This is a genomic window from Isoptericola sp. S6320L, from assembly GCF_023015685.1.
Taxonomy (GTDB): domain Bacteria; phylum Actinomycetota; class Actinomycetes; order Actinomycetales; family Cellulomonadaceae; genus Isoptericola; species Isoptericola halotolerans_A.
The window spans coordinates 1-18,435 of record NZ_JALKAT010000021.1; the positions used below are offsets into that span (position 1 = coordinate 1).

The 18,435-nt window shown below is 74.5% G+C and carries 20 protein-coding genes; 10 read left to right on the forward strand and 10 right to left on the reverse strand.

The features are described from left to right. Positions 1–20: 20 nt before the first annotated feature. On the reverse strand, positions 21–1,550 hold the full coding sequence (locus MWU57_RS11935) for an alpha-N-arabinofuranosidase (protein ID WP_246909408.1): 1,530 nt from the start codon (positions 1,548–1,550) through the stop codon (positions 21–23). 62 nt (positions 1,551–1,612) lie between these two features. Here MWU57_RS11935 and MWU57_RS11940 point away from each other — a divergent pair, with 62 nt between their 5' ends. Next, entirely contained in the window at positions 1,613–2,650 is a 1,038-nt protein-coding gene (locus tag MWU57_RS11940; protein ID WP_246909409.1) for a LacI family DNA-binding transcriptional regulator, read from the forward strand. Positions 2,651–2,674: 24 nt separating this feature from the next. Here MWU57_RS11940 and MWU57_RS11945 read toward each other — a convergent pair whose 3' ends face one another. The 4 genes from MWU57_RS11945 to MWU57_RS18440 form a co-directional block, all read right to left on the reverse strand. Next, a complete protein-coding gene (locus tag MWU57_RS11945) occupies positions 2,675–3,046 on the reverse strand; it encodes an STAS domain-containing protein (protein WP_106265546.1) in 372 nt (123 codons plus the stop codon). A gap of 117 nt (positions 3,047–3,163) precedes the next feature. Then, a complete protein-coding gene (locus MWU57_RS11950; protein WP_106265548.1) occupies positions 3,164–3,670 on the reverse strand; it encodes an aminoacyl-tRNA deacylase in 507 nt (168 codons plus the stop codon). Then, positions 3,667–4,005, reverse strand: coding sequence for a DUF2087 domain-containing protein (locus MWU57_RS11955; RefSeq protein ID WP_246909410.1), 339 nt, complete (start codon positions 4,003–4,005; stop codon positions 3,667–3,669). The genes MWU57_RS11950 and MWU57_RS11955 overlap by 4 nt, the downstream gene beginning before the upstream one ends. Then, on the reverse strand, positions 4,002–6,293 hold the full coding sequence (locus MWU57_RS18440; RefSeq protein ID WP_246909411.1) for a D-alanyl-D-alanine carboxypeptidase family protein: 2,292 nt from the start codon (positions 6,291–6,293) through the stop codon (positions 4,002–4,004). The genes MWU57_RS11955 and MWU57_RS18440 overlap by 4 nt, the downstream gene beginning before the upstream one ends. Positions 6,294–6,473: 180 nt before the next feature. Between MWU57_RS18440 and MWU57_RS11965 the strand changes: the two genes are divergently transcribed. The 3 genes from MWU57_RS11965 (at position 6,474) to MWU57_RS11975 (ending at position 9,414) form a co-directional block, all read left to right on the forward strand. Further along, positions 6,474–7,265, forward strand: a complete 792-nt coding sequence (locus MWU57_RS11965) for a LamB/YcsF family protein (RefSeq protein WP_246909412.1) — start codon at positions 6,474–6,476, stop codon at positions 7,263–7,265. Continuing rightward, positions 7,262–8,869 (forward strand): urea amidolyase family protein, encoded by a 1,608-nt coding sequence (locus MWU57_RS11970; protein ID WP_246909413.1) that lies wholly within the window; start codon positions 7,262–7,264, stop codon positions 8,867–8,869. Before MWU57_RS11965 ends, MWU57_RS11970 begins: the two co-directional genes overlap by 4 nt. 74 nt (positions 8,870–8,943) lie before the next feature. Further along, positions 8,944–9,414 carry a hypothetical protein gene (locus tag MWU57_RS11975; RefSeq protein WP_246909415.1) on the forward strand — a complete coding sequence of 157 codons (471 nt, stop codon included), beginning with the start codon at positions 8,944–8,946 and terminating at the stop codon, positions 9,412–9,414. Between the two features lie 4 nt (positions 9,415–9,418). On the opposite strand, the gene MWU57_RS11980 is transcribed toward MWU57_RS11975, so the two are convergent. Then, positions 9,419–10,636 (reverse strand): amidohydrolase, encoded by a 1,218-nt coding sequence (locus MWU57_RS11980; RefSeq protein WP_246909416.1) that lies wholly within the window; start codon positions 10,634–10,636, stop codon positions 9,419–9,421. Between the two features lie 57 nt (positions 10,637–10,693). Here MWU57_RS11980 and MWU57_RS11985 point away from each other — a divergent pair, with 57 nt between their 5' ends. Both MWU57_RS11985 and MWU57_RS11990 read left to right on the forward strand, forming a co-directional pair. After that, positions 10,694–10,975 carry a YrhK family protein gene (locus MWU57_RS11985; protein ID WP_106265560.1) on the forward strand — a complete coding sequence of 94 codons (282 nt, stop codon included), beginning with the start codon at positions 10,694–10,696 and terminating at the stop codon, positions 10,973–10,975. A gap of 117 nt (positions 10,976–11,092) precedes the next feature. Further along, positions 11,093–11,524 (forward strand): Hsp20/alpha crystallin family protein, encoded by a 432-nt coding sequence (locus MWU57_RS11990; RefSeq protein WP_246909417.1) that lies wholly within the window; start codon positions 11,093–11,095, stop codon positions 11,522–11,524. A gap of 104 nt (positions 11,525–11,628) precedes the next feature. Here the strand turns inward: MWU57_RS11990 and MWU57_RS11995 are convergent, their stop codons facing one another. Next, positions 11,629–12,990 (reverse strand): M20 family metallopeptidase, encoded by a 1,362-nt coding sequence (locus MWU57_RS11995; RefSeq protein ID WP_246909418.1) that lies wholly within the window; start codon positions 12,988–12,990, stop codon positions 11,629–11,631. Positions 12,991–13,203: 213 nt separating this feature from the next. On the opposite strand from MWU57_RS11995, the gene MWU57_RS12000 reads away from it, so the two are divergent. From MWU57_RS12000 to MWU57_RS12010, 3 genes are all read left to right on the forward strand, one after another. Further along, positions 13,204–13,542 (forward strand): transposase, encoded by a 339-nt coding sequence (locus tag MWU57_RS12000; RefSeq protein WP_125206458.1) that lies wholly within the window; start codon positions 13,204–13,206, stop codon positions 13,540–13,542. Beyond that, positions 13,539–13,946 carry a hypothetical protein gene (locus MWU57_RS12005; protein WP_106265567.1) on the forward strand — a complete coding sequence of 136 codons (408 nt, stop codon included), beginning with the start codon at positions 13,539–13,541 and terminating at the stop codon, positions 13,944–13,946. The genes MWU57_RS12000 and MWU57_RS12005 overlap by 4 nt, the downstream gene beginning before the upstream one ends. Positions 13,947–14,115: 169 nt before the next feature. Next, complete coding sequence (locus tag MWU57_RS12010; RefSeq protein WP_246909419.1) at positions 14,116–14,910, forward strand: methyltransferase domain-containing protein; 795 nt, start codon at positions 14,116–14,118, stop codon at positions 14,908–14,910. A 12-nt stretch (positions 14,911–14,922) separates the two neighbouring features. Here MWU57_RS12010 and MWU57_RS12015 read toward each other — a convergent pair whose 3' ends face one another. Together MWU57_RS12015 and MWU57_RS12020 are read right to left on the reverse strand one after the other, a co-directional pair. Next, positions 14,923–15,783 (reverse strand): VOC family protein, encoded by an 861-nt coding sequence (locus tag MWU57_RS12015; RefSeq protein WP_246909420.1) that lies wholly within the window; start codon positions 15,781–15,783, stop codon positions 14,923–14,925. 44 nt (positions 15,784–15,827) lie between these two features. Beyond that, positions 15,828–16,676, reverse strand: a complete 849-nt coding sequence (locus MWU57_RS12020) for a siderophore-interacting protein (RefSeq protein ID WP_246909421.1) — start codon at positions 16,674–16,676, stop codon at positions 15,828–15,830. 79 nt (positions 16,677–16,755) lie between these two features. Between MWU57_RS12020 and MWU57_RS12025 the strand changes: the two genes are divergently transcribed. Then, positions 16,756–17,247 carry a DUF4190 domain-containing protein gene (locus tag MWU57_RS12025; protein ID WP_181340711.1) on the forward strand — a complete coding sequence of 164 codons (492 nt, stop codon included), beginning with the start codon at positions 16,756–16,758 and terminating at the stop codon, positions 17,245–17,247. Between the two features lie 10 nt (positions 17,248–17,257). On the opposite strand, the gene MWU57_RS12030 is transcribed toward MWU57_RS12025, so the two are convergent. Further along, entirely contained in the window at positions 17,258–18,385 is a 1,128-nt protein-coding gene (locus MWU57_RS12030; protein WP_246909423.1) for an epoxide hydrolase family protein, read from the reverse strand. Between the last annotated feature and the right edge of the window lie 50 nt (positions 18,386–18,435).

The following is an 18,435-nucleotide window of genomic DNA, read 5'->3' on the forward strand; positions in this document are numbered from 1 at the left end:
CGCGCCCACCACCGCACGGGTCAGGCGAGGGTGAGGCTCACCGTGACGTAGGAGTGCGCCGGGAGGGTCACCTCCAGCCCGCGGTCGTGCGGGCGGACGGCGTCGAGCGCCACCGGGGCGACGGCGTCGGGCGCCTCGGGGGTGTTGTGCGTGGCGAGGCCGGGAGCGCTGAGCACCCGGGCGGAGTGCCCGACGACGTCGCGACCACGCAGGTCGAGCACGACCGTGCGCCCGGCCTGGGCGTCGAGGTTGGTCAGCGAGACCAGGGCGGTGCCGCCGCGCGTGGACGCCGACGCCGAGACCAGCGGCAGCTCGCTCTTCTCCCCGGTCCGGGTGGGGACGCCCTGCAGGTGCACCTCCAGCGAGTCGGCGTCGTGGTGGCCCGTGTTCATCTCGAACACGTGATAGCTCGGGGTCCTGACCAGCGCGCCGGACTCCGGGTCGGTGAGCAGCATCGCCTGCAGCACGTTGACGGTCTGGGCGATGTTCGCCATCACCACCCGCTCGGCGTGCCGGTGGAACGCGTCGAGGTGGACGCTGGCCACCAGCGCGTCGCGCAGGGTGTTCTGCTGGTACAGGAACCCCGGGTTCGTGCCCGGCTCCACGTTCCACCAGGTGCCCCACTCGTCCACCACGAGGCCCACGCGCCGGTGCGGGTCGTAGTGGTCCATGACCTGCCCGTGCCGGGTCAGCAGCTGGTCCATGTAGCGGGCCCGCTCCAGCGCGAGGTACCACTCGTCCTCGCTGAACTCGGTCGCCGAGCCCTTGTCCGCCCACGGGCCGGTCATCGTGTAGTAGTGCAGCGAGACCGCTTGAAACGGCCCGGCAGGGGCGTCCGCCTCCTCGGGGCGGTCGAGCGCGTCGAACGACTGCATGAGGACCTCGGTCCAGTGCAGGTCGGCGTCCGAGGCCCCCGCCGCGATCCGGTACACCTCGTTGCCCGCGTGGTTGCGCACATAGGTCGAGTACTGCCGCGCCAGCGACGCGAACTGCTCCACGCGCAGGTTGCCGCCGCAGCCCCACGCCTCGTTGCCGATGCCGAAGAACGGCACCTTCCACGGTTCGTCGCGCCCGTTCCGACGCCGCAGGTCGGCCATCGGCGAGTCGTCGGCACGGGTGAGGTACTCGATCCACTCGCTCATCTCGGCCACCGAGCCCGAGCCCACGTTGCCCGAGATGTAGGCGTCCGTGCCGAGCAGCTCGCACAGGTCCATGAACTCGTGGGTGCCGAACGAGTTGTCCTCGACCACGTCGCCCCAGTGCGAGTTGACCATGCGGGGCCGCTGGTCCCGCGGGCCGATGCCGTCACGCCAGTGGTAGTCGTCGGCGAAGCACCCTCCCGGCCACCGCAGGTTCGGGATGCGCAGCGCGCGGAGGGCCTCGACGACGTCGGTACGGATGCCCCGCTCGTTCGGCACGTCGGAGTCCTCGCCCACGAAGAAGCCGCCGTAGATGCACCGGCCCAGGTGCTCGGCGAAGTGCCCGTAGACGTGCCGGGAGATGCGCGGGCCCGGCAGGTCGAGGTCGATGATCGCTGTCGTCTGATCCATGGGCAGGAGTTTATCGATATAATCGCGCTGGACGGAAGGGGTTGACCGATACCGTGACGGGCGTGAGGCCGACCATGAGCGACGTGGCGCACGCCGCGGGCGTCTCCACCATGACCGTCTCGAACGTCCTCACCGGACGGCGCCGTGTCAGCACGCAGACCCGGACCCGTGTGGAGCGGGCCGCCGCCGACCTCGGCTACGAGCTCAACCTCACCGCCCGCCACCTGCGGGCCGGGCGCACGCACACCGTGGCGCTCGCCGTGCCCTTCTTCGACCACCCGTACTTCGGCGAGCTCGCCGCCCGGCTCGCCCGGCTCCTCGCGCCGGAGGGCCGCCACCTCGTCGTCGAGCAGACCGGACCCAGCCGCGAGGCCGAGCTCGCCGCCGTCACCCGGGCGCGCTGGCAGCTCTACGACGGCGTGCTGCTGTCGGTGGTCGGGATGACCGCCGCGGACCTCGACGACCTGCGCACGTCCGTGCCCCTGGTGCTCCTCGGGGAGCAGCAGATGCCCGCCCGCTACGACCACGTCCGGATGGACAACGTCGGCGGCGCCCGCCTCGCCACCGCCCACCTGCTGGCCACCGGGGCACGCCGGATCGCCGTCGTCGGCGGCGCCGAACCCTCCGCCGACGCCGGCATGATGCCGGCGCGCACCCTCGGCTGGGCGCTCGCCCACGAGGACGCCGGGGTGGCGGTCGAGCCCGGGCTGGTCGTCCGCGCGCCGGCCGACCTCGCCTCCGGCCGCGAGGCCGTCCGCCGGATCGTGCGGGACGGGATCGCGTTCGACGCCGTCCTCGCCGTCACGGACACGCTCGCCGCCGGCGTCCTCGCGGGCCTCGCCGAAGCCGGCCTGCGGGTGCCCGACGACGTCCAGGTGGTCGGGTTCGACAACCTGGCCTCGTCCGAGCTCACCGTGCCCGCGCTGTCCACGGTGGACCCCGGCCACGAGCACCTGGCCACCGAGGCGCTGCGCCTCCTCGACGTGGCCGTCGCGCGCGGCCCCGGGCGAGGGGCCGACGGCGCGGCGGACGCTCCCCGGCACGTCACCGCACCGGCGGAGCTCGTCCTGCGGGCCACCACCCGGGAGCGGCGCGGCTGAGCGCGGAGTGCCCCCACCGGCCGGTCAGGTACCGGCGGGCTGCTCCTGGCGGATGATCGGGATGCGGCCGCCCATCCCGACCATGTCGAGGACCTCGGTCACGGCGGCGGAGGGCTCGAGCAGCTGGACCGGCGAACCGGTCTCCTGGCCGAGCATGTAGATCTGCAGGATGAAGGCGACGCCCGACGAGTCGAGGAACGTCACGTCGCGGACGTCGAGGACGATGGGGATGCCCGGCGGGCGAGCCACCACGGTGGACATCGCGTCGCTCGCCGCCTCACGCAGCGCGGCGTCCACCTCGCCCCACAGGGTCAGGTAGGTGCTGTCCTCCTGGTGCTGGCAGGAGATGCCGGACCCGGGATCGTGCTCGAGCTCGGTGGTGTGGTCGGTATCCATGGGGTTGCTGGCTCCCGTAGTGCCGTCGGCGACCGATGTGGCTCTTCTACCCCCGTCGAAGGCCATGGTCGAGTGTTCACCGGTCTGATGGATTCGTCCAGTGCTGCCGGACGATCGTTACCCGCGGTCCTCCGACCCGGGTGGTGGGTCCGGGTCGGTGACGTCGGCGACCTCGGCGCCGAGCACCCGGACCAGGTCGTCGGCGTCCAGCGTCGCGGCGACGCCGTGACCCCCTGCGCCGACGGACACGCGCCCCGCACCGGCGACGGACGCGTCGGCGACCACCGGCCAGTCCGTGGTCGCACCGAAGGGAGTGATGGTTCCGCGCTCGTATCCCGTGACCTCCCGGGCCACGTCGGCGTCCGGCATCGACAACCGGTTCGCACCGAGCAGCGACCGCAGCTTCGGCCAGGCGATGGTGCGCCCGCCCGGGACGAGCACGAACAGGAAGTCGCCGTCCCCCCGGCGCACCACGAGCGTCTTGAGGACCTGGTGCGGCTCCAGCCCACGGGCCGCGGCGGCCTCGGCGAGCGAGCCGACCCGGCCGTGCCGCGTGATCTCGAAGTCGACACCGGCCGCCTCGAGACCGCGGCGGGCGCGCTCCTGCGCCTCCGGCCCGGTCAACGGTCCTCCCCCAGCACGCGCTGCGCCGTGGCCGCGGCGTCCGACGGTCGGTCGTGCTCCGTCCGCTCCGTGCGCCAGTACTCGGCGCCGTCCCGCGTCCGGGAGACCACGCCCAGGTCCACCATGGCACGGCGCAGGCCGACCGGGTCGTCGGCGAGGTCAGCGAGCCGGTCCGTCAGCTCGCGCTCGGTGAGCGGCTCGAGGAGGTGCGGCATGGCGAGCGTCGCGAGATAGCGCGTGACGGCCTGCTTGTCGCGCCATCGCCGCGGGCTGCGCCGCAGGCGCCCCTCGTCCAGGAACCGGCGGGGGTCGCCGGAGGACTGCTGTCCGGTCACTGGTCGCCCGGTTCCTCGTCCGCGCCGGAGTCGCCCTCCGGGTCGTCGTCCTTGGCACCGAGCAGTTCCAGTGCCGGGTCGAGAAGGGCCGTGGACGTCGGCTCCGGTTCTGGCTCCGTCGTCGTGGGCGCAGACTTCGTCGGTTCCGGGGCCGGCTCCTGGGTCGAGTCCGCCGGCTCGGTCGGCTCCGCCGGTTCCGTCGGCTCGGGCTCCGGCTCGGACGGCTCCGGTGTCGGCTCGGGCGGCGTGCTCGGCGACGGTTCGGGCGACGGGCTCGGCGACGGCTTGGGCGTCGGGCTCGGCGACGGCTTGGGCGTCGGGCTCGGCTCCGACGGGTCCGGGGACGGCTTCGGGCTCGGCTTGGGGCTCGGCGACGGCTTCGAGTCGCCACCGTCCTTGCCACCCTTGCCGCCGGTACCGGTCTTGTCGCCGGTGCCGTTCGTGCCGCCGTCCTTCTTCTTGCCGTCCTTGGAGTCCGCCGAGCTCCCGCCCGCGCCCTGGCCGTCGCCCGAACCGCCCTTCGAGCCGCCGCCGGACGACCCACCGGTGGAGGTCCCCCCGGTGGACCCTCCGCCGTCGGTGTCGAAGTCGTCGGTCGACGTCGCACGGTCCGGGATCGGGCCGGCGGCGAAGAACTCGAAGTGCCACGGCTCGGGCTTGCTGCCGTCCAGCCGTGCCCACGCCGGGTTGTCCCAGCCGTAGTCGGGACCGTTGACCCGCAGCCACGCGTACTCGGCGGACCGGCCGCCGGAGATCGGGGTCGAGAGGTCGAGCGCCAGTCCCCAGCCGTGGTTCGACGTGCCCGGCACCGCGGCCAGGTGCGGCTTCGCGGCCCGGACCGCGACCTGGGCGGCGTAGGAGCGGTAGGAGTCCGTGATAGGGATGTCGGTGCCGAACCGCGCCCGGTACTCCTCGTTGAGCGCCTCGAGCTGGAGGGCGGCGTCGCACCGGAGCATGTGACCGGGCGCCCACGGGATCGCGCACAGCACCGAGGCCGGGATCATGCCGTTGCTGTAGCCCGCCGTCGAGGACGCGTGCTGGTCGACGACCGAGCGCAGCGCCGCCGACAACGAGCTCGTCACGGCGTCCAGCGGCAGCCCGTCCGCGGTGGCCGGGGTGCCGTCGTTCAGCACGAACGTCCCGTCGGCCAGCTCGGTGACCGGCGGGCGGATGTCGACGACGTAGCCCGCCGACGCCGGGTCGAGGAGCGTCGACAGCCGCGTCGCCGCGACGACCACGTCGTCGAAGGTCACGGCATCGTGCACGTGCTCGTGACCGGCGCCGTCCGGGGCACCGTGGGCCTCGTCGTCGGGGCCGTCGGTGGCGTCGGGGCCGTCGGTGGCGTCGGGGCCTGCCGAGGGTGTCCCTGGCACTTCCGGGGCGCTCGCGCGGTCGGACGGGTCGCCGTCGTCCGCGGCGCCGGCGTCGTCCGGGAGGACGGGGCTCGCGACGCGGAGCGCCTCGTCACCGTCGCCCGTGCCGTCGCCGTCGAGGAGCTCGTCCAGCGTGGGGAGCTGCAGGCTCGGCACGTCGACGGGCTCGATCGGCTCGAGCTCCGCCGTCGGCCGCGGCTCGTCGGCGTCGTCCTGCGTGGCGTCCGAGTACTCGACCTGGGGCGTCCCCACGTCTGCGACGTCCTGCGGGCGCACCGAGCCGCCGTCGTCGCCCGCGGGCTCGTCGGCCTCGGCGGGCGGGCGCAGCTCGCCGTCGCCGAGGTCCGGGTCGATGAGCGGCTCGCCGCCGTCGGGCTGCCCGGGCTCTTCCGCCGGGTCCGGCGCGGCGGGGTCGTCGGGCTCGGCGGTGTCGCCCGGCACGGGACCCGCGACGTCCTCACGCTGCTCCGGCGCACCGACGCGCGGCGCGACGGCGGCGTCCCGTTGTGCGACGTAGATGCTCAGCAGGGAGCCCAGCTCGGCCGCGGCCTGCTGCACCTCGGGGTCCAGCGCACGGCCTGAGTCGACGGCGGCCAGCTCGGCGCGCTCGACGATGTCGAGGAGCTGACCCAGCGTCGTCGGGCCGGTCGAGGTGGAGGCGCCGACGACGCCCACGACGACGGGGTCCGCCTCGACGGGCGCGGAGAACGCGGGGTGCTCGGCGAAGTCGTTCCAGGGCAGGTCCGCCACCGAGCCGGCCATGATGCCGGCCGCCAGCGTGAGCGCCGCCGCGCCTGCGCCGAGGGTGCGGAGCACCGGGTGGACGCGCTGGGCGGGCGTGGCGCGTCGCGGCACGGAGCCGTCGACGCCGTGGGCGTCACGTTCTCCCAGGTCACCGTTCTTCTCGACCGCCACGCGGAAACCCTTCTACCAGCCGCTGTGCTGCACGACGCATCCTTGCACATCCACGTGTCCAGATGCTGCGGGCAACGTCCCCCGGGGTCCACTCTGCGGCACCGCGGCGTGCCCCGCCAGTGCTCCGGAGCAAGTCCACCCGGTCACCTCGAACCGGCGGGCAGCGGGCAGACTGGACCCATGACGGTCCACCCTGCGACGACGCCTCCGCGCATCGACCTGAACAGCGATCTGGGCGAGAGCTTCGGGCGGTCGAGCCTCGGCGACGACGCCCGGATGCTCGCCGTCGTCTCCAGCGCCAACGTGGCGTGCGGGTTCCACGCGGGCGACCCGGCGACCATGCGCAGCACCGTCCGCGAGGCGGTCGTGCGCGGGGTCATGGTCGGGGCGCACGTCGCCTACCGGGACCTCGCGGGCTTCGGTCGCCGGGCGATGGACGTCCCCAGCGACGAGCTGCGCGCCGACGTGGTCTACCAGCTCGGCGCGCTGCAGGCCGTCGCCGCCGCCGAGGGCACCCGGGTGCGGTACGTCAAGCCTCACGGGGCGCTGTACAACACGGCGGCCACGGACGAGCGGGTCGCGGTGGACGTCGCGGCGGCGGTCGCCGCGGTGGACCCGGGCCTGGTGATGCTCGGCCTGCCGGGCAGCGTCGCCCTGGCCGCGGCGGCCGCGGCGGGCCTGCCGACGGCGGCCGAGGCGTTCGCCGACCGCGCGTACACCGCGGCCGGGACGCTCGTGCCGCGCGGGGAGCCCGGTGCGGTGCTCGACGACGCCGAGGAGGTCGCCGCGCGCATGCTGCGGATGGTCACCACCGGCCTCGTCACCGCGGTGGACGGCACCGACGTGGCCGTGCGGGCCGACTCGGTGTGCGTGCACGGCGACACCCCCGGTGCGGCCGCCATCGCCGAGCGGGTGCGGGACGCGCTCGTCGGCGCCGGCGTCCGGCTCCGGCCGTTCGTCCACGACGCATGAGCGTGCGGGTGCGGGTCGCCCGGGACGACGCGCTCCTCGTCGAGGTCGACGACCTGCGCGCCGCCGCCGCGCTGGACCGCTCGCTGGCGGCCGACCCGGTGCCCGGCGTCGGGCAGCCGGTGCCGGGCGCCCGGACGGTGCTGGTGCCGTTCGACCCGCGGGTCGTGCCGGCCGCCACGCTCGCCGCCGAGCTGCGCGCGCGGGCTGCGGTCCTGCCGTCGGGCGCGGAGGGTGCAGGGCACCTGGTGGTGGTCCCCACGGTGTACGACGGCGCCGACCTGGACGACGTCGCGGCGCACCTGGGGTGCAGCCCGGCCGAGGTGGTGCGCCGGCACACCGACGCCCGGTGGACGGTGGGGTTCGTGGGGTTCGCGCCCGGGTTCGGCTATCTGGTGAGCGACGACCCGGGGCTCGTGGTCCCGCGCCGGACCACGCCCCGCACCCGCGTGCCGGCGGGTGCGGTGGCCCTCGCCGGGGAGCACTCGGGCGTCTACCCGCGCGAGAGCCCGGGCGGGTGGCAGCTCGTGGGGCGCACCGGCGTCGTCACCTGGGACGTGCGGCGCGACCCGCCGGCGCTGTGGGTCCCCGGCGACCGGGTGCGGTTCGAGGCGGTGCGGGAGTCGGTGCGCGGCGCCGGTGCCGCGTTCGGCACGTCCAGCCCCGTTCGGCAGCTCGAGGTGCCGAACCAGACAGGAAGTGCCGAACGCGGCGGCCTCGAGGTGGTCGAGCCAGGCCTCCAGACGCTCGTGCAGGACCTCGGCCGGCCCGGCCACGCCGACCTCGGCGTCGCGGCCTCCGGAGCCGCCGACCCCCGCAGCCTGCGCGCCGCCAACCGCGCCGTCGGCAACCCCGTCGGTGCCGCCGCCCTCGAGACGCTCGGTGGCCTGCGCCTGCGGGCCCACGGCGCGGTCGTCGTCGCCGTCACCGGCGCGCCGGCCCCGCTAAGCACGGTGCCCGACGGCGGAGGTCCGGCCCGGCCGCACCACCTCGGCCGGGCGTTCGCGCTCGCCGACGGCGACGAGCTGTCGATCGGGACCCCGCCGCGCGGGCTGCGCAGCTACGTGGCCGTGCGGGGCGGTCTCGACGTACCGGCCGTGCTCGGCTCGCGCGCCACCGACGTCCTCGCCGGGCTCGGGCCCGACCCGCTGCGTGCCGGGACGCTGCTGCCGGCAGGACCGCCGCCGTCGGCCGCCGTGGAGACCGGGGAGACCGGGGCGCCCGACCCCGCCGCGCTGCCGGCACCGGGAGAGGTCGTGACGCTGCCGCTGGTGCTCGGCCCGCGCGACGACTGGTTCACCGCCCAGTCGCTGCGACTGCTCACGCAGCAGGAGTGGGAGGTCACGGCGCGGTCCAACCGGGTCGGGCTCCGGCTGGCCGGCGACACCCCGCTCGACCGACGACCCGCTCTCGCGGACGCCGAGCTGCCCAGCGAGGGCTGCGTCACCGGGGCCCTGCAGGTGCCGCCCGACGGCCGGCCGGTGCTCTTCCTCGCCGACCACCCGCTCACCGGCGGCTACCCCGTCGTGGCGGCGGTGCCAGCGGCCGCCCTGTGGCTGGCCGGCCAGGTGCCGCCCGGCGCCCGCCTGCGCTTCCGTGTGACGTGAGTGTGCGCAAGATCTCCACCGACTCTGTGGCCACGACCACACACAATGCGCGACTCGCCGGGCACAATCGGGGCATGACGTCAACGACGACCAGCACCACGACCGGTCGAGCACCGGGCCGCGCCGCCGCGGCAGGACTGCTCGCCGTCACCCTCACCCTCGGCGCCTGCTCCGTCCCGCACGACGTCGAGCAGTACATCGCCGACGCCCAGGTCCAGGCCGACAGCCTCGACGCAGACCTCCAGCAGCTCGCGGACCAGACCTCCGAGCTCACCTCAGGACTCGGGGAGGACGTCACGAACGCCGTCGACTCTGCACAGGCCGCCACCGACGAGGCCCGCGCGGCCCTGGACAAGGCCGCCGAGTCGTCCGACGGTGCCGTCGTGGCCCTCGCGGACGCCCAGGTCGCGCTGGAGGCCGCCTCCGCCGAGGTGAGCTACGTCATCGAGAACGCCGACGCCAGCCCCGAGGTCGTCACCGCGCTCACCGAGCTGCACGAGCAGATCGAGGCGCTGCGCGGCCAGACGGAGAACGCCGGCGAGTAGGAGCTCAGGCCGGCCGCTGCCGGCCGAGCCACTCCCGCGCCGCGGCGACGAGGAGGTCCACGCCCAGCTCGAGCGTCGGCGCAGGCACCGGCGCGAAGAACGGTGAGTGGTTCGGCGCCACCGCCTCGGGCAGGTTGCCCATGCTGGCCGTCAACGGGTCGAACCCCTCGAACAGCGCGGCGTCGGACCCGCCCAGGAACCAGTACACGAGCGGGACGCCCGCCGCGGTCGCGAGCTCGCCGACGTCCTCCGAGCCGGCCAACGGCGGGAGCGCGACGACGGCGGGACGGCCGCCCGCCGCCTCGATCGTCGTCCGGCGCGCCTCCAGGGTGCGCTCGAGCGCGGCTCCCGTCCGCGCGGCGGCCCCCGGGTCGTTGACCGTGGGCCCGAACGTCGAGACCTGCTCGTACTCCGGCGACCGCGGAGCGCCCGACGCCACCGCCTCGGCGTCCACGATGCGGTGGATGGCGGCCAGCACGCGCTCGCGGACCGCCTCGTCGAACGTGCGGACGTTGACCAGCAGCTCCGCGCGGTCCGGGATGATGTTGGCCTGCGTGCCCGCACGGACGGAACCGACGGTGACCACCGCCGCCTCCCGTGCCCCCACCTCGCGGGAGACGATGCCCTGCAACCGCTGGATCGTCGCGGCCGCCATCAGCACCGGATCGACCGCACCCTCCGGGCTGGACCCGTGGCCGCCCTTGCCGTGGAGCACGATCCGCATCGAGTCGGCGGCCGCCATGGCGGTACCGGGCGTGAGGTTGACCGTCCCGACCGGGAGCGGCATGACGTGCTGCCCGAGCACGACGTCGGGCGTGCCGACGCGCTCGTAGAGGCCGTCGTCGACCATGGCGGCCGCGCCGGCGCCGACCTCCTCCGCCGGCTGGAAGAGCACCTGGAGCGTGCCCGACCACTCCTCGCGGTGCGCGGCCAGGTGCGCGGCCGGCAGGGTGGCGGTGTCCGTCGAGGCGTACGGCAGGCCGGTGCGCTCGGCGACGGGCAGCCCGTCCATGTCGGCGCGGAGCAGCACCGTCGGGCCGTCGCCGTTCGCCAGGACGCCGACGACGCCGGTCCCGCCGATCCGCTCGTGCACCGCGAAGCCCGCCGCGCCCAGCCGCTCGGCGACGATGCCCGCCGTGCGGTGCTCGGCGAACGCGAGCTCGGGGTGGGCGTGCAGGTCGGTGTAGACCGCGGTGAGCTCGGCGGCGGTGAGGGTGCTCATGCCGCCCATCCTGCCCCCTCGGATGCGTCCAGGAAGGTCGACGGCGAGAGTGGGAGCATGCCCGACGACGACCACAGCCTCCGCCTGCGTCTCGGTGGCGACGAGCTGATCGTCCGCCACCGCTACGAGTCCGCCAGCATCGCCAACGACATCCTCATCGGTCTCTGGTTCGTGGTGGGCAGCGTCCTGTTCTTCAGCCCGTCCACCGAGACCGTGGGCATCGTGCTCTTCCTGCTCGGGAGCCTGCAGATGCTGGCCCGGCCGATGATCCGCCTCGCCCGGCGCGTGCACCTGCGGCGCATCGGCTCCTCGGACGCGGAGACGGCCCGCGACTTCTGAGCGCCGTCCCGCGAGCCCCGGGGCGGACGGCGGACCGTCCGCCGTGGGCGAACCCGGAAATTGAGTCGGCACGACTCAAGTTGAACCCCTCAGCAGCACCCACCCTGAGGAGGAAGCATGATCACCACCCTGAACCGTCCGACGTTCGCCGACGTCCGGATCCGCGACCCGCGCCGGCTGCCGCTGGCCACGGCGGAGCGCCGGGCGCCCGAGCGTCAGACCGCACCCGCCGACGTCTACCGCGAGGGCGAGGACCTCGTGGCCCGCTTCGACCTGCCGGGCATCGACCCGGCCGAGGACGTCACCGTCGAGGTCGAGGGACGCCAGCTCGTCGTGCGCGGCGAGCGCAAGGACCACCGCGACGAGAACGCCGAGGGCCGCCGCTACTCGGAGGTCCGCTACGGCGAGTTCCGCCGCGTCGTCCCGCTGCGCAAGGCCGTGGACGGCGCTGCCGTGACGGCCTCCTACGACGCCGGTGTCCTGACGGTCACCGTCGCCGGCGTGTTCGCGGGCACGACGCCGCAGCGCATCGAGGTCACCACGGCCTGAGCCGCCCCACCCCGCCGCACGCGGGCCGAACGTCACGGTTCGGACCGGTATCGCGCCCCAAACCGGTCCGAACCGTGACGTTCGGCGCCCAGGGTTGGCCGTGCTCAGTCGAAGTAGCGGGGCACGTCGATCGCGCCGCCGGCGGCCGCGAACTCCGCGTCGACGGCCTCGCGCAGCGCGGCATCGCACAGGTAGTCGAGCGCGGTCTGCGCGAGCCCCGCGGCGCCGTCGACGGCGGCTCGTTCGGCGGCCGGCCCGCCCGCCGCCGCGGCGAACGCCTCCGTGTGCAACGCCACCGAGGGGTCGGACACCTGGATCAGCGGGTGGATGCCCGGCACGCGGAAGCTGACGTTGCCGAAGTCCGTCGACGCGGCCAACGTCTCGGACACCACGCCACCCGGCAGCACGTCGCGGCCCCGCGCCTCCTGGGCCGCCACCCACCGCCGGGTGAGCGTTTGGTTGGTGCGCACGGGCAGCGACGGGTGCGCACCGTCGTCCCACTCGATCTGCACCTCGGTCCCCGTCATGAGCGCGGCCCCCCGGGCGACGTCGTCCAGGCGCCGCGACAGGTCGCGCAGCGTGTCCGGGTACTTCGAACGCGCGTACAGGTGCATGACCGCGCGCTCGGTGATGATGCTGGGCCGGGTGCCGCCCTCGACGACGGTGGCGTGCACGCGGTCCGACGGCGGCATCTGCTGCCGCAGCAGGCCGATGCCCTGGTAGGCCAGGTTCGCCGCGTCCAGGGCGTTGCGCCCCATGAACGGCTGCGCCGAGGCGTGCGCCGCCCGGCCGGTGAAGGTCCAGGTCAGCAGCCGGCGACCCAGCCACACCTGGTCCGCGACGTCGACGCCGTACGGGTGCACCATGATCGCGGCGTCGACGTCGTCGAACGCCCCGGCACGCGCCATGACCTCCTTGCCGCTGCGCCCCTCCTCAGCGGGCGTGCCGAGCAGCACCACCCGGCCCGACGGCGCGTCCGGGCCGGACATCACGCCGTGCAGCGCGAGGAACGCCCCCACCCCGGCGGCCGCGATGACGTTGTGGCCGCAGGCGTGACCGATCACCGGCAGCGCGTCGTACTCGGCGCAGATCGCGATCGTCGGCCCGCCGGCCGGGCCAGGGCCCGTCAGCTCGGCGCGGAACGCGGTGTCGGCGCCGTGCACGCCGAGCTGCGCCGCGATGCCGTGCTGCGCGAGGAGATCCACGAGCAGCCGGGCGCTCTCGTGCTCCTGGAACGCGGTCTCGGGGTTCGCGTGCAACGTCTGCACGACCCTGGCCAGGTCGTCCCCCAGCGAGGCGACCGCCTCCTCCACCGCGGCCCGCAGCGCGGGCGGCGCCCCGCCGTCGTCCACGGACACGGGGTCCGCGGCCTGCGCGGCGAGGGCGACGCGACGGCGCTCCTCGGTCTCGTCGACGACGTGGTCGAGGTACGCGGTGCTGGGCGGGGGCGGTCCATCCACAGGCATGCCGTCATCGTACGGATCCGTCCACCGGCGGGCTTTCCTCTGGTCTCGATTGCCGGTCCGGCTCCACGCCCAGTTCACAGGACTCCGCCGCCCGGACGCCGCACTCCCACACAGCCAGCTCCACGCGCGATGCCACAGCATCCCGAAGACACCTGCCGTACCACGTCATGCCTGTACGACAGAGAGTGGCTGTAGTAGTTTGTAGTGCATGTGGTGATCCTCCCCGACTGGCGGCACGCAACCGAGCACATCCGCGACCGCCAGGGCCGCAAAGGCCAGACACGGGAAACGAACATCGAGCCTGACTGGGCGAACGAGGCATACAGCGATCCCGAGGCCGTGTGGTTCGTCCCTGACCCCAAGGGGAGGAAGGGCATGTCGAACCGGACCATCGGGTGGTCCGAGACCGCGGGGTTCGTCATCACGGTGGTCACCGTTCCTGACCCTGAGGGCTCCGGGTTCGTGTGGGGCGCGAGCGCGTGGCGCTCGAACCCCGACGAGGTGGCCGTGTACGAGAGCAAGGACCGAGAGGTAAACAAGGAGAAGCGATGAGCGACAACGTGCGCGACCTCATCAAGGAGGTAGCAGCCGAGGCTGAGCAGACACGCCACGAGCCGCTGCCTACCGATGCCGTGGGCGCCCGCCCGCACAGTGAGGGCATCGCTCCACGCGTGCTGTCGGTGCGCCTGAGCGGCGAACAGTTCGACGAGTTGTCCGCCGAGGCGGAGAATGCGGGCCTCGCGGTCTCGACGCTCGCGCGGGTGTTGATCCTGCGGGGCCTGGCCTCTCGCACGGCGGATGCTGCGGAACTGGAGAACCGGCCCGAGATCCTGGAGCACCTGTACCTGTTGGTACGCGACACCCTGGGTGCGGAGATGCAAGGCGTGGTGCGTGCGAGCCTGCACGACGAGCTGACCAGGGTTGTCCGTCCAGAGTTTCTCCGAGAGCCGGCGTGAGTCCTGGAAGCCATCAATTGCCTGGCCAGGACGCGGCGCAGCCCGAGCACGGTCGGTCGGCGGCGCCGGGGGGCCGCGACGAGAGCGACGCTTGCCGGTCCGGCAACACCGTTTCCTCGCTGCGGGTCCGCAGAGGAGCATGGGACCGCCCGCACCCTCTGGAGGCCTGATGCCCCGCGAAGTCCGCATGCTCGACGACGTCCGCCCGGACGAGTCCGACCACGAGTTCCTGCCCGGCATGTCCCGCGGCTGGCTGATGCCCTGGTACGACCTCACCGCCCGGTTCCGCCGCCTGGACCGTCTGTACCGCCGGACGGTCGAGCTCGCCGCGATCGGCCCCGGTCAGCGAGTGCTCGACGTCGGCTGCGGCACCGGCAACCTGTCCCGCGCGGTCCTGCGCGCCGTCCCGGACGCGGCCGTCACGGGGCTGGACCCCGACGGCGAGTCCCTGCGCCGCGCGGCCCGCAAGCTCCGCCGTCGGCGCAGCGGCGACGTCACGCTGGTGCGCGGGTTCGCCCACCGCCTGCCCGTGCCGGACGCCAGCCAGGACCACGTCGTCTCGTCCCTGGCGCTGCACCACGTGCCCGCGGAGGAGAAGGAGCGTCTCGCCGCGGAGGTCGCTCGGGTGCTACGGCCGGGCGGGCGCGTGACCGTCACCGACTTCGGTGGCGACCACGCCAGCGCGCACGGGCACGGGCCCTCCTCGGCGCGCGACGGCGCGCACGACGGCGGCGCGCACGACGGGCACGAGGCGCACCGGTCGGGCCACGGTCACCGGCACCGGCCGGGCACGCACGGACGCCGGCCCGGCCACGGACCGGGCAGCGGCACCCACGACGCGGACAACGCCGACGGCGGCATCGAGCGACTCCTCACGGAGGCGGGACTCGCCGACGCGCGCACGCTCGAGCGGATGTCGATCCTGGGCGACTCGGTGGTGTTCGTGCAGGCCCGTCGCCCCTGACGGACTCCCGGCTCAGGCGCCGTCCGGCGCGCTGAACTGCGACAGCACGAGCACGGCACCCTGTGGGTCGCGGACCTCCGCGTCCCTGGTCCACGGCGTCTCCGTGGTGGACAGCACGGTCGCCCCGGCGTCCTCGGCCACCGCCACGGCGGCGTCCCGGTCCTCGACCGCGAACGCCACCGACCAGCGGGCCGGGCCGTCGTCGGACTCGATCGGGGCGACGGCGTCGGCGAAGCCGGGCGGGGCGAACGCCTGCCGCTCGAAGATGTCGGGGTCGCTCGTGCCGGCCAGGTGCCGGCCGTACCCGGGCACCCGTGCCATGCCCGCCGCCAGCTCCGGGTCGACCTCCCAGCCCAGCAGGGGCCCGTAGAACGCGAGCGCGGCGGCCGGGTCGGGCGTGATCAGGACGCTGAAGTTCCACGTGCCCGGGGCGTTGACCACCTGCGCCCCGAGCCGGGTGCCGGCCTCCCACAGCCTGCTCGGGAGGCCCTGCGGGTCGCGGACGCGGGCCATCCGGCCGGCGGGCCGGTCCGGCGGGCCGACCGTCTCCGGCGGCGTGACGACCGTCCCGCCCAGCTCGGCCACCCGCGCCGCCGACGCGGCCACGTCGTCCACCGCCAGGTAGGTGTTCCAGGCGAGCGCGCCGTCGGCGGGGACGTCGGGCGTCGCGACGGCGGCGACGGCGGTGGCGTCCGTCCCGTCGAGGGACGCGACCACGTAGCGGCCGGGCACGCCGGGCGGCAGCTTCTCCGTGAAGGTCCAGCCGAACAGCGCGCCGTAGAACGCGAGCGCCGCGTCCACGTCCGGCGGTTCGAGATCGATCCAGCAGGGCACGCCGTGCGGGTACGTGCGTGGTGCGGTCGAGTGCTCCATGCCTCCAGCATGCGGCCACCCACCGACACCCGCCGTGCGCCCGGTCAGTCCGGGTCCGCGGGGTCCAGCGGCTGGTCGTGGTCGAGGTTGACGGTGCCGCGGCGCCAGTACCCGGCGATCACGAGCTGGTCCGGGCGCGTGCCGGCCTCGTACCGCAGGTGGCGGCGCACGGGCACCAGCTCGCCCGCCTCGCCGAGCGCGACCAGCAGCTCACCGTCCTCGAGGCCGCCCAGGGAGCGCACCGCCTCCGCGAGCTGGCCCGGGCCGTCGGTGCGGTAGAGGATCTCGACGTCGGCGTGGCCCAGCTCGGCCTCCACGAAGGACTCGTCGACGTCGTCGCCGATCTCCACGACCGCCGTCGCGCGGACGTCCGGCCCGAGGGCCGCCACCCAGCGGGCCGCGGCGGGCAGGCCGGTCTCGTCGACGACGACGGTCAGCCGGTCGACGCCGTCCGGCACGCCCGTGCTGACGCTCGGGCCGACGAGCACCACCTCGTCGCCGACGGCGGCCCGGGACGCCCAGGCCGACGCCGGACCGTCGTCGCCGTGGAGCACCCAGTCGACGTCCGCCTCGGCGACCCCGTCGACCGTCCGCTGGGCGCGCACGGTGAGCTCGCGCGAGATCGACACGACGCCGGCCGGGCGCTGGATCCCGCCGTCCGCGGCGACGGTCGGCGGGTGCAGCCGGCCGGTGGCAGGGTCGGGCAGGAAGACCTTGACGTGGTCGTCCGGACCGGGCGCTCGCAGCGCGGCGAGGGACGACGGCGCCGCCGGGTCCGCGCCGTCGACGTCCCGGAACGTGGTGCGCACCATCGAACCGGTGAGCTGCCGGACGGCGTGCACCCGGACACGGCGCGGGATCAGGTCGAGCGGGGTGCGAGGTCGCGAGAACACCCGTCGATCCCATCACGGATGTGCTGAGTGGTGAAGACTGCCCCTGGTGCGCGCGCCCGCGGTCCGGGAGGATGGCCTGATGACCGACCCGTACCAGCCGCCGCAGCCGTACTCGACCCCCGACTCCTCGGGCACGCCCGCCGGGGAGCCGCAGGGCGGCACACCGCACCACGACCCGTCGCAGCCCGGCACCGAGCAGGGCTACGGGCAGCAGCCCGGATACGGCCAGCAGCAGCCGTACGGCCAGCCCGGCTACCCGCCTGAGGGCTACGCGGCGCCCGGCTACCCGGCGGGGTACCAGCCGGCCTACGCCCCGGACCCGCCCGGCAAGACGATGGGGATCATCGGGTTCGTGCTGGCGTTCGTCATCGCGCCCGCCGGGATCGTGGTCTCGGCCATGGCCCTGTCGGAGTCGAAGAAGGTCGGCTACGACAACGCCCTGGGCAAGTGGGGGCTGTGGCTGTCGATCATCTTCACGGCGCTCGGCGTCCTGGCGGTCCTCGCCTACGTGCTGTTCTTCGTCTTCTTCATCGGCGCGATGGGCCTGTCCGCCGGCAGCTACTCCTACTGAACCGCCCGCCTCAGGCGAAGAACGCCCGCAGGTCGGCGACGACGTCGTCCGGCACCTCGAGCGCTGCGAAGTGGCCCCCGCGCGGGAGCTCCGACCAGTGCTCGATGCGGGCGTTGTCCCGCTCGGCGAGGCTGCGGATCGTCTGGAAGTCGTCGGCGAACACGGCCACCCCGATCCGGCCGGTGCTGACCACGGGCTCCGCCTGGGCGCGCTGCTCGGCGTGGTACTGGCGCACCGCCGTCGCGTAGGTGTTGGTCAACCAGTAGAGCGTCGCCTGGGCCAGCACCTGCTCGGGCCGCACGAGCGACGTGCCGTTGCCGAAGCTCTCGAAGAGCTCGCGGTAGGCCAGCACCGCGACCGGCGAGTCCGCGAGACCCGCGGCGACCGTCTGCGGCCGCGACGCGTTCATGGTGTTGTAGGCGCCCACCGACCGGAACCACTGCATGTGCTCCAGCGCCGCGTACTCCCGCGGGCCGAAGGAGTCCATCTCGCCCTCGACCCCGGACGGGAACGAGAAGAGCTGGAGCACGTGCGCCCCGAGGAACCCTTCCGGGTCAACGACGGCGAGCTCGCGGCCGACGAGCGCGCCGTTGTCGCTGCCGTGCACGCCGTAGGCGTCGTAGCCGAGCGCCCGCATGAGGGTGTCGTAGGCCCGCGCGACCCGCGCCGTCGTCCAGCTCTGCCCCACCAGGGGCGTCGAGAAGCCGAACCCGGGCACGGACGGGATCACCAGGTGGAAGGCGTCCTCGGCGCGGCCGCCGTGGGCGACCGGGTCCACGAGCGGGTCGATCATGTCGAGGAAGTCGAGCACGGAGCCGGGGTAGGTGTGGGCGAGCAGCAGCGGCGTGGCGTCCGCGTGCTCGGAGCGGACGTGCAGGAAGTGGATCGGCTGGCCGTCGATCTCGGTGCGGAAGCCCGGGTAGGCGGCGAGACGAGCCTCGACGGCGCGCCAGTCGAAGCCCTTCCACCGCTCGACCATGTCGCGCAGGTAGGACTCGGGCGTGCCGTACTCCCACGAGTCGCCAGGGGCGGCGGGGGCGAAGCGGGTGCGCTCGAGGCGCTCGTGCAGGTCGTCCAGGTCCGCCTGCGGGACCTCGACGGCGAAGGGGCGGACGGTGAGCTGAGCGGTGGTGTCCATGGCGGTTCTCCCGGTGTCGGTGCGGGGCTCGTGCCCTGCTGCTGTCTCCG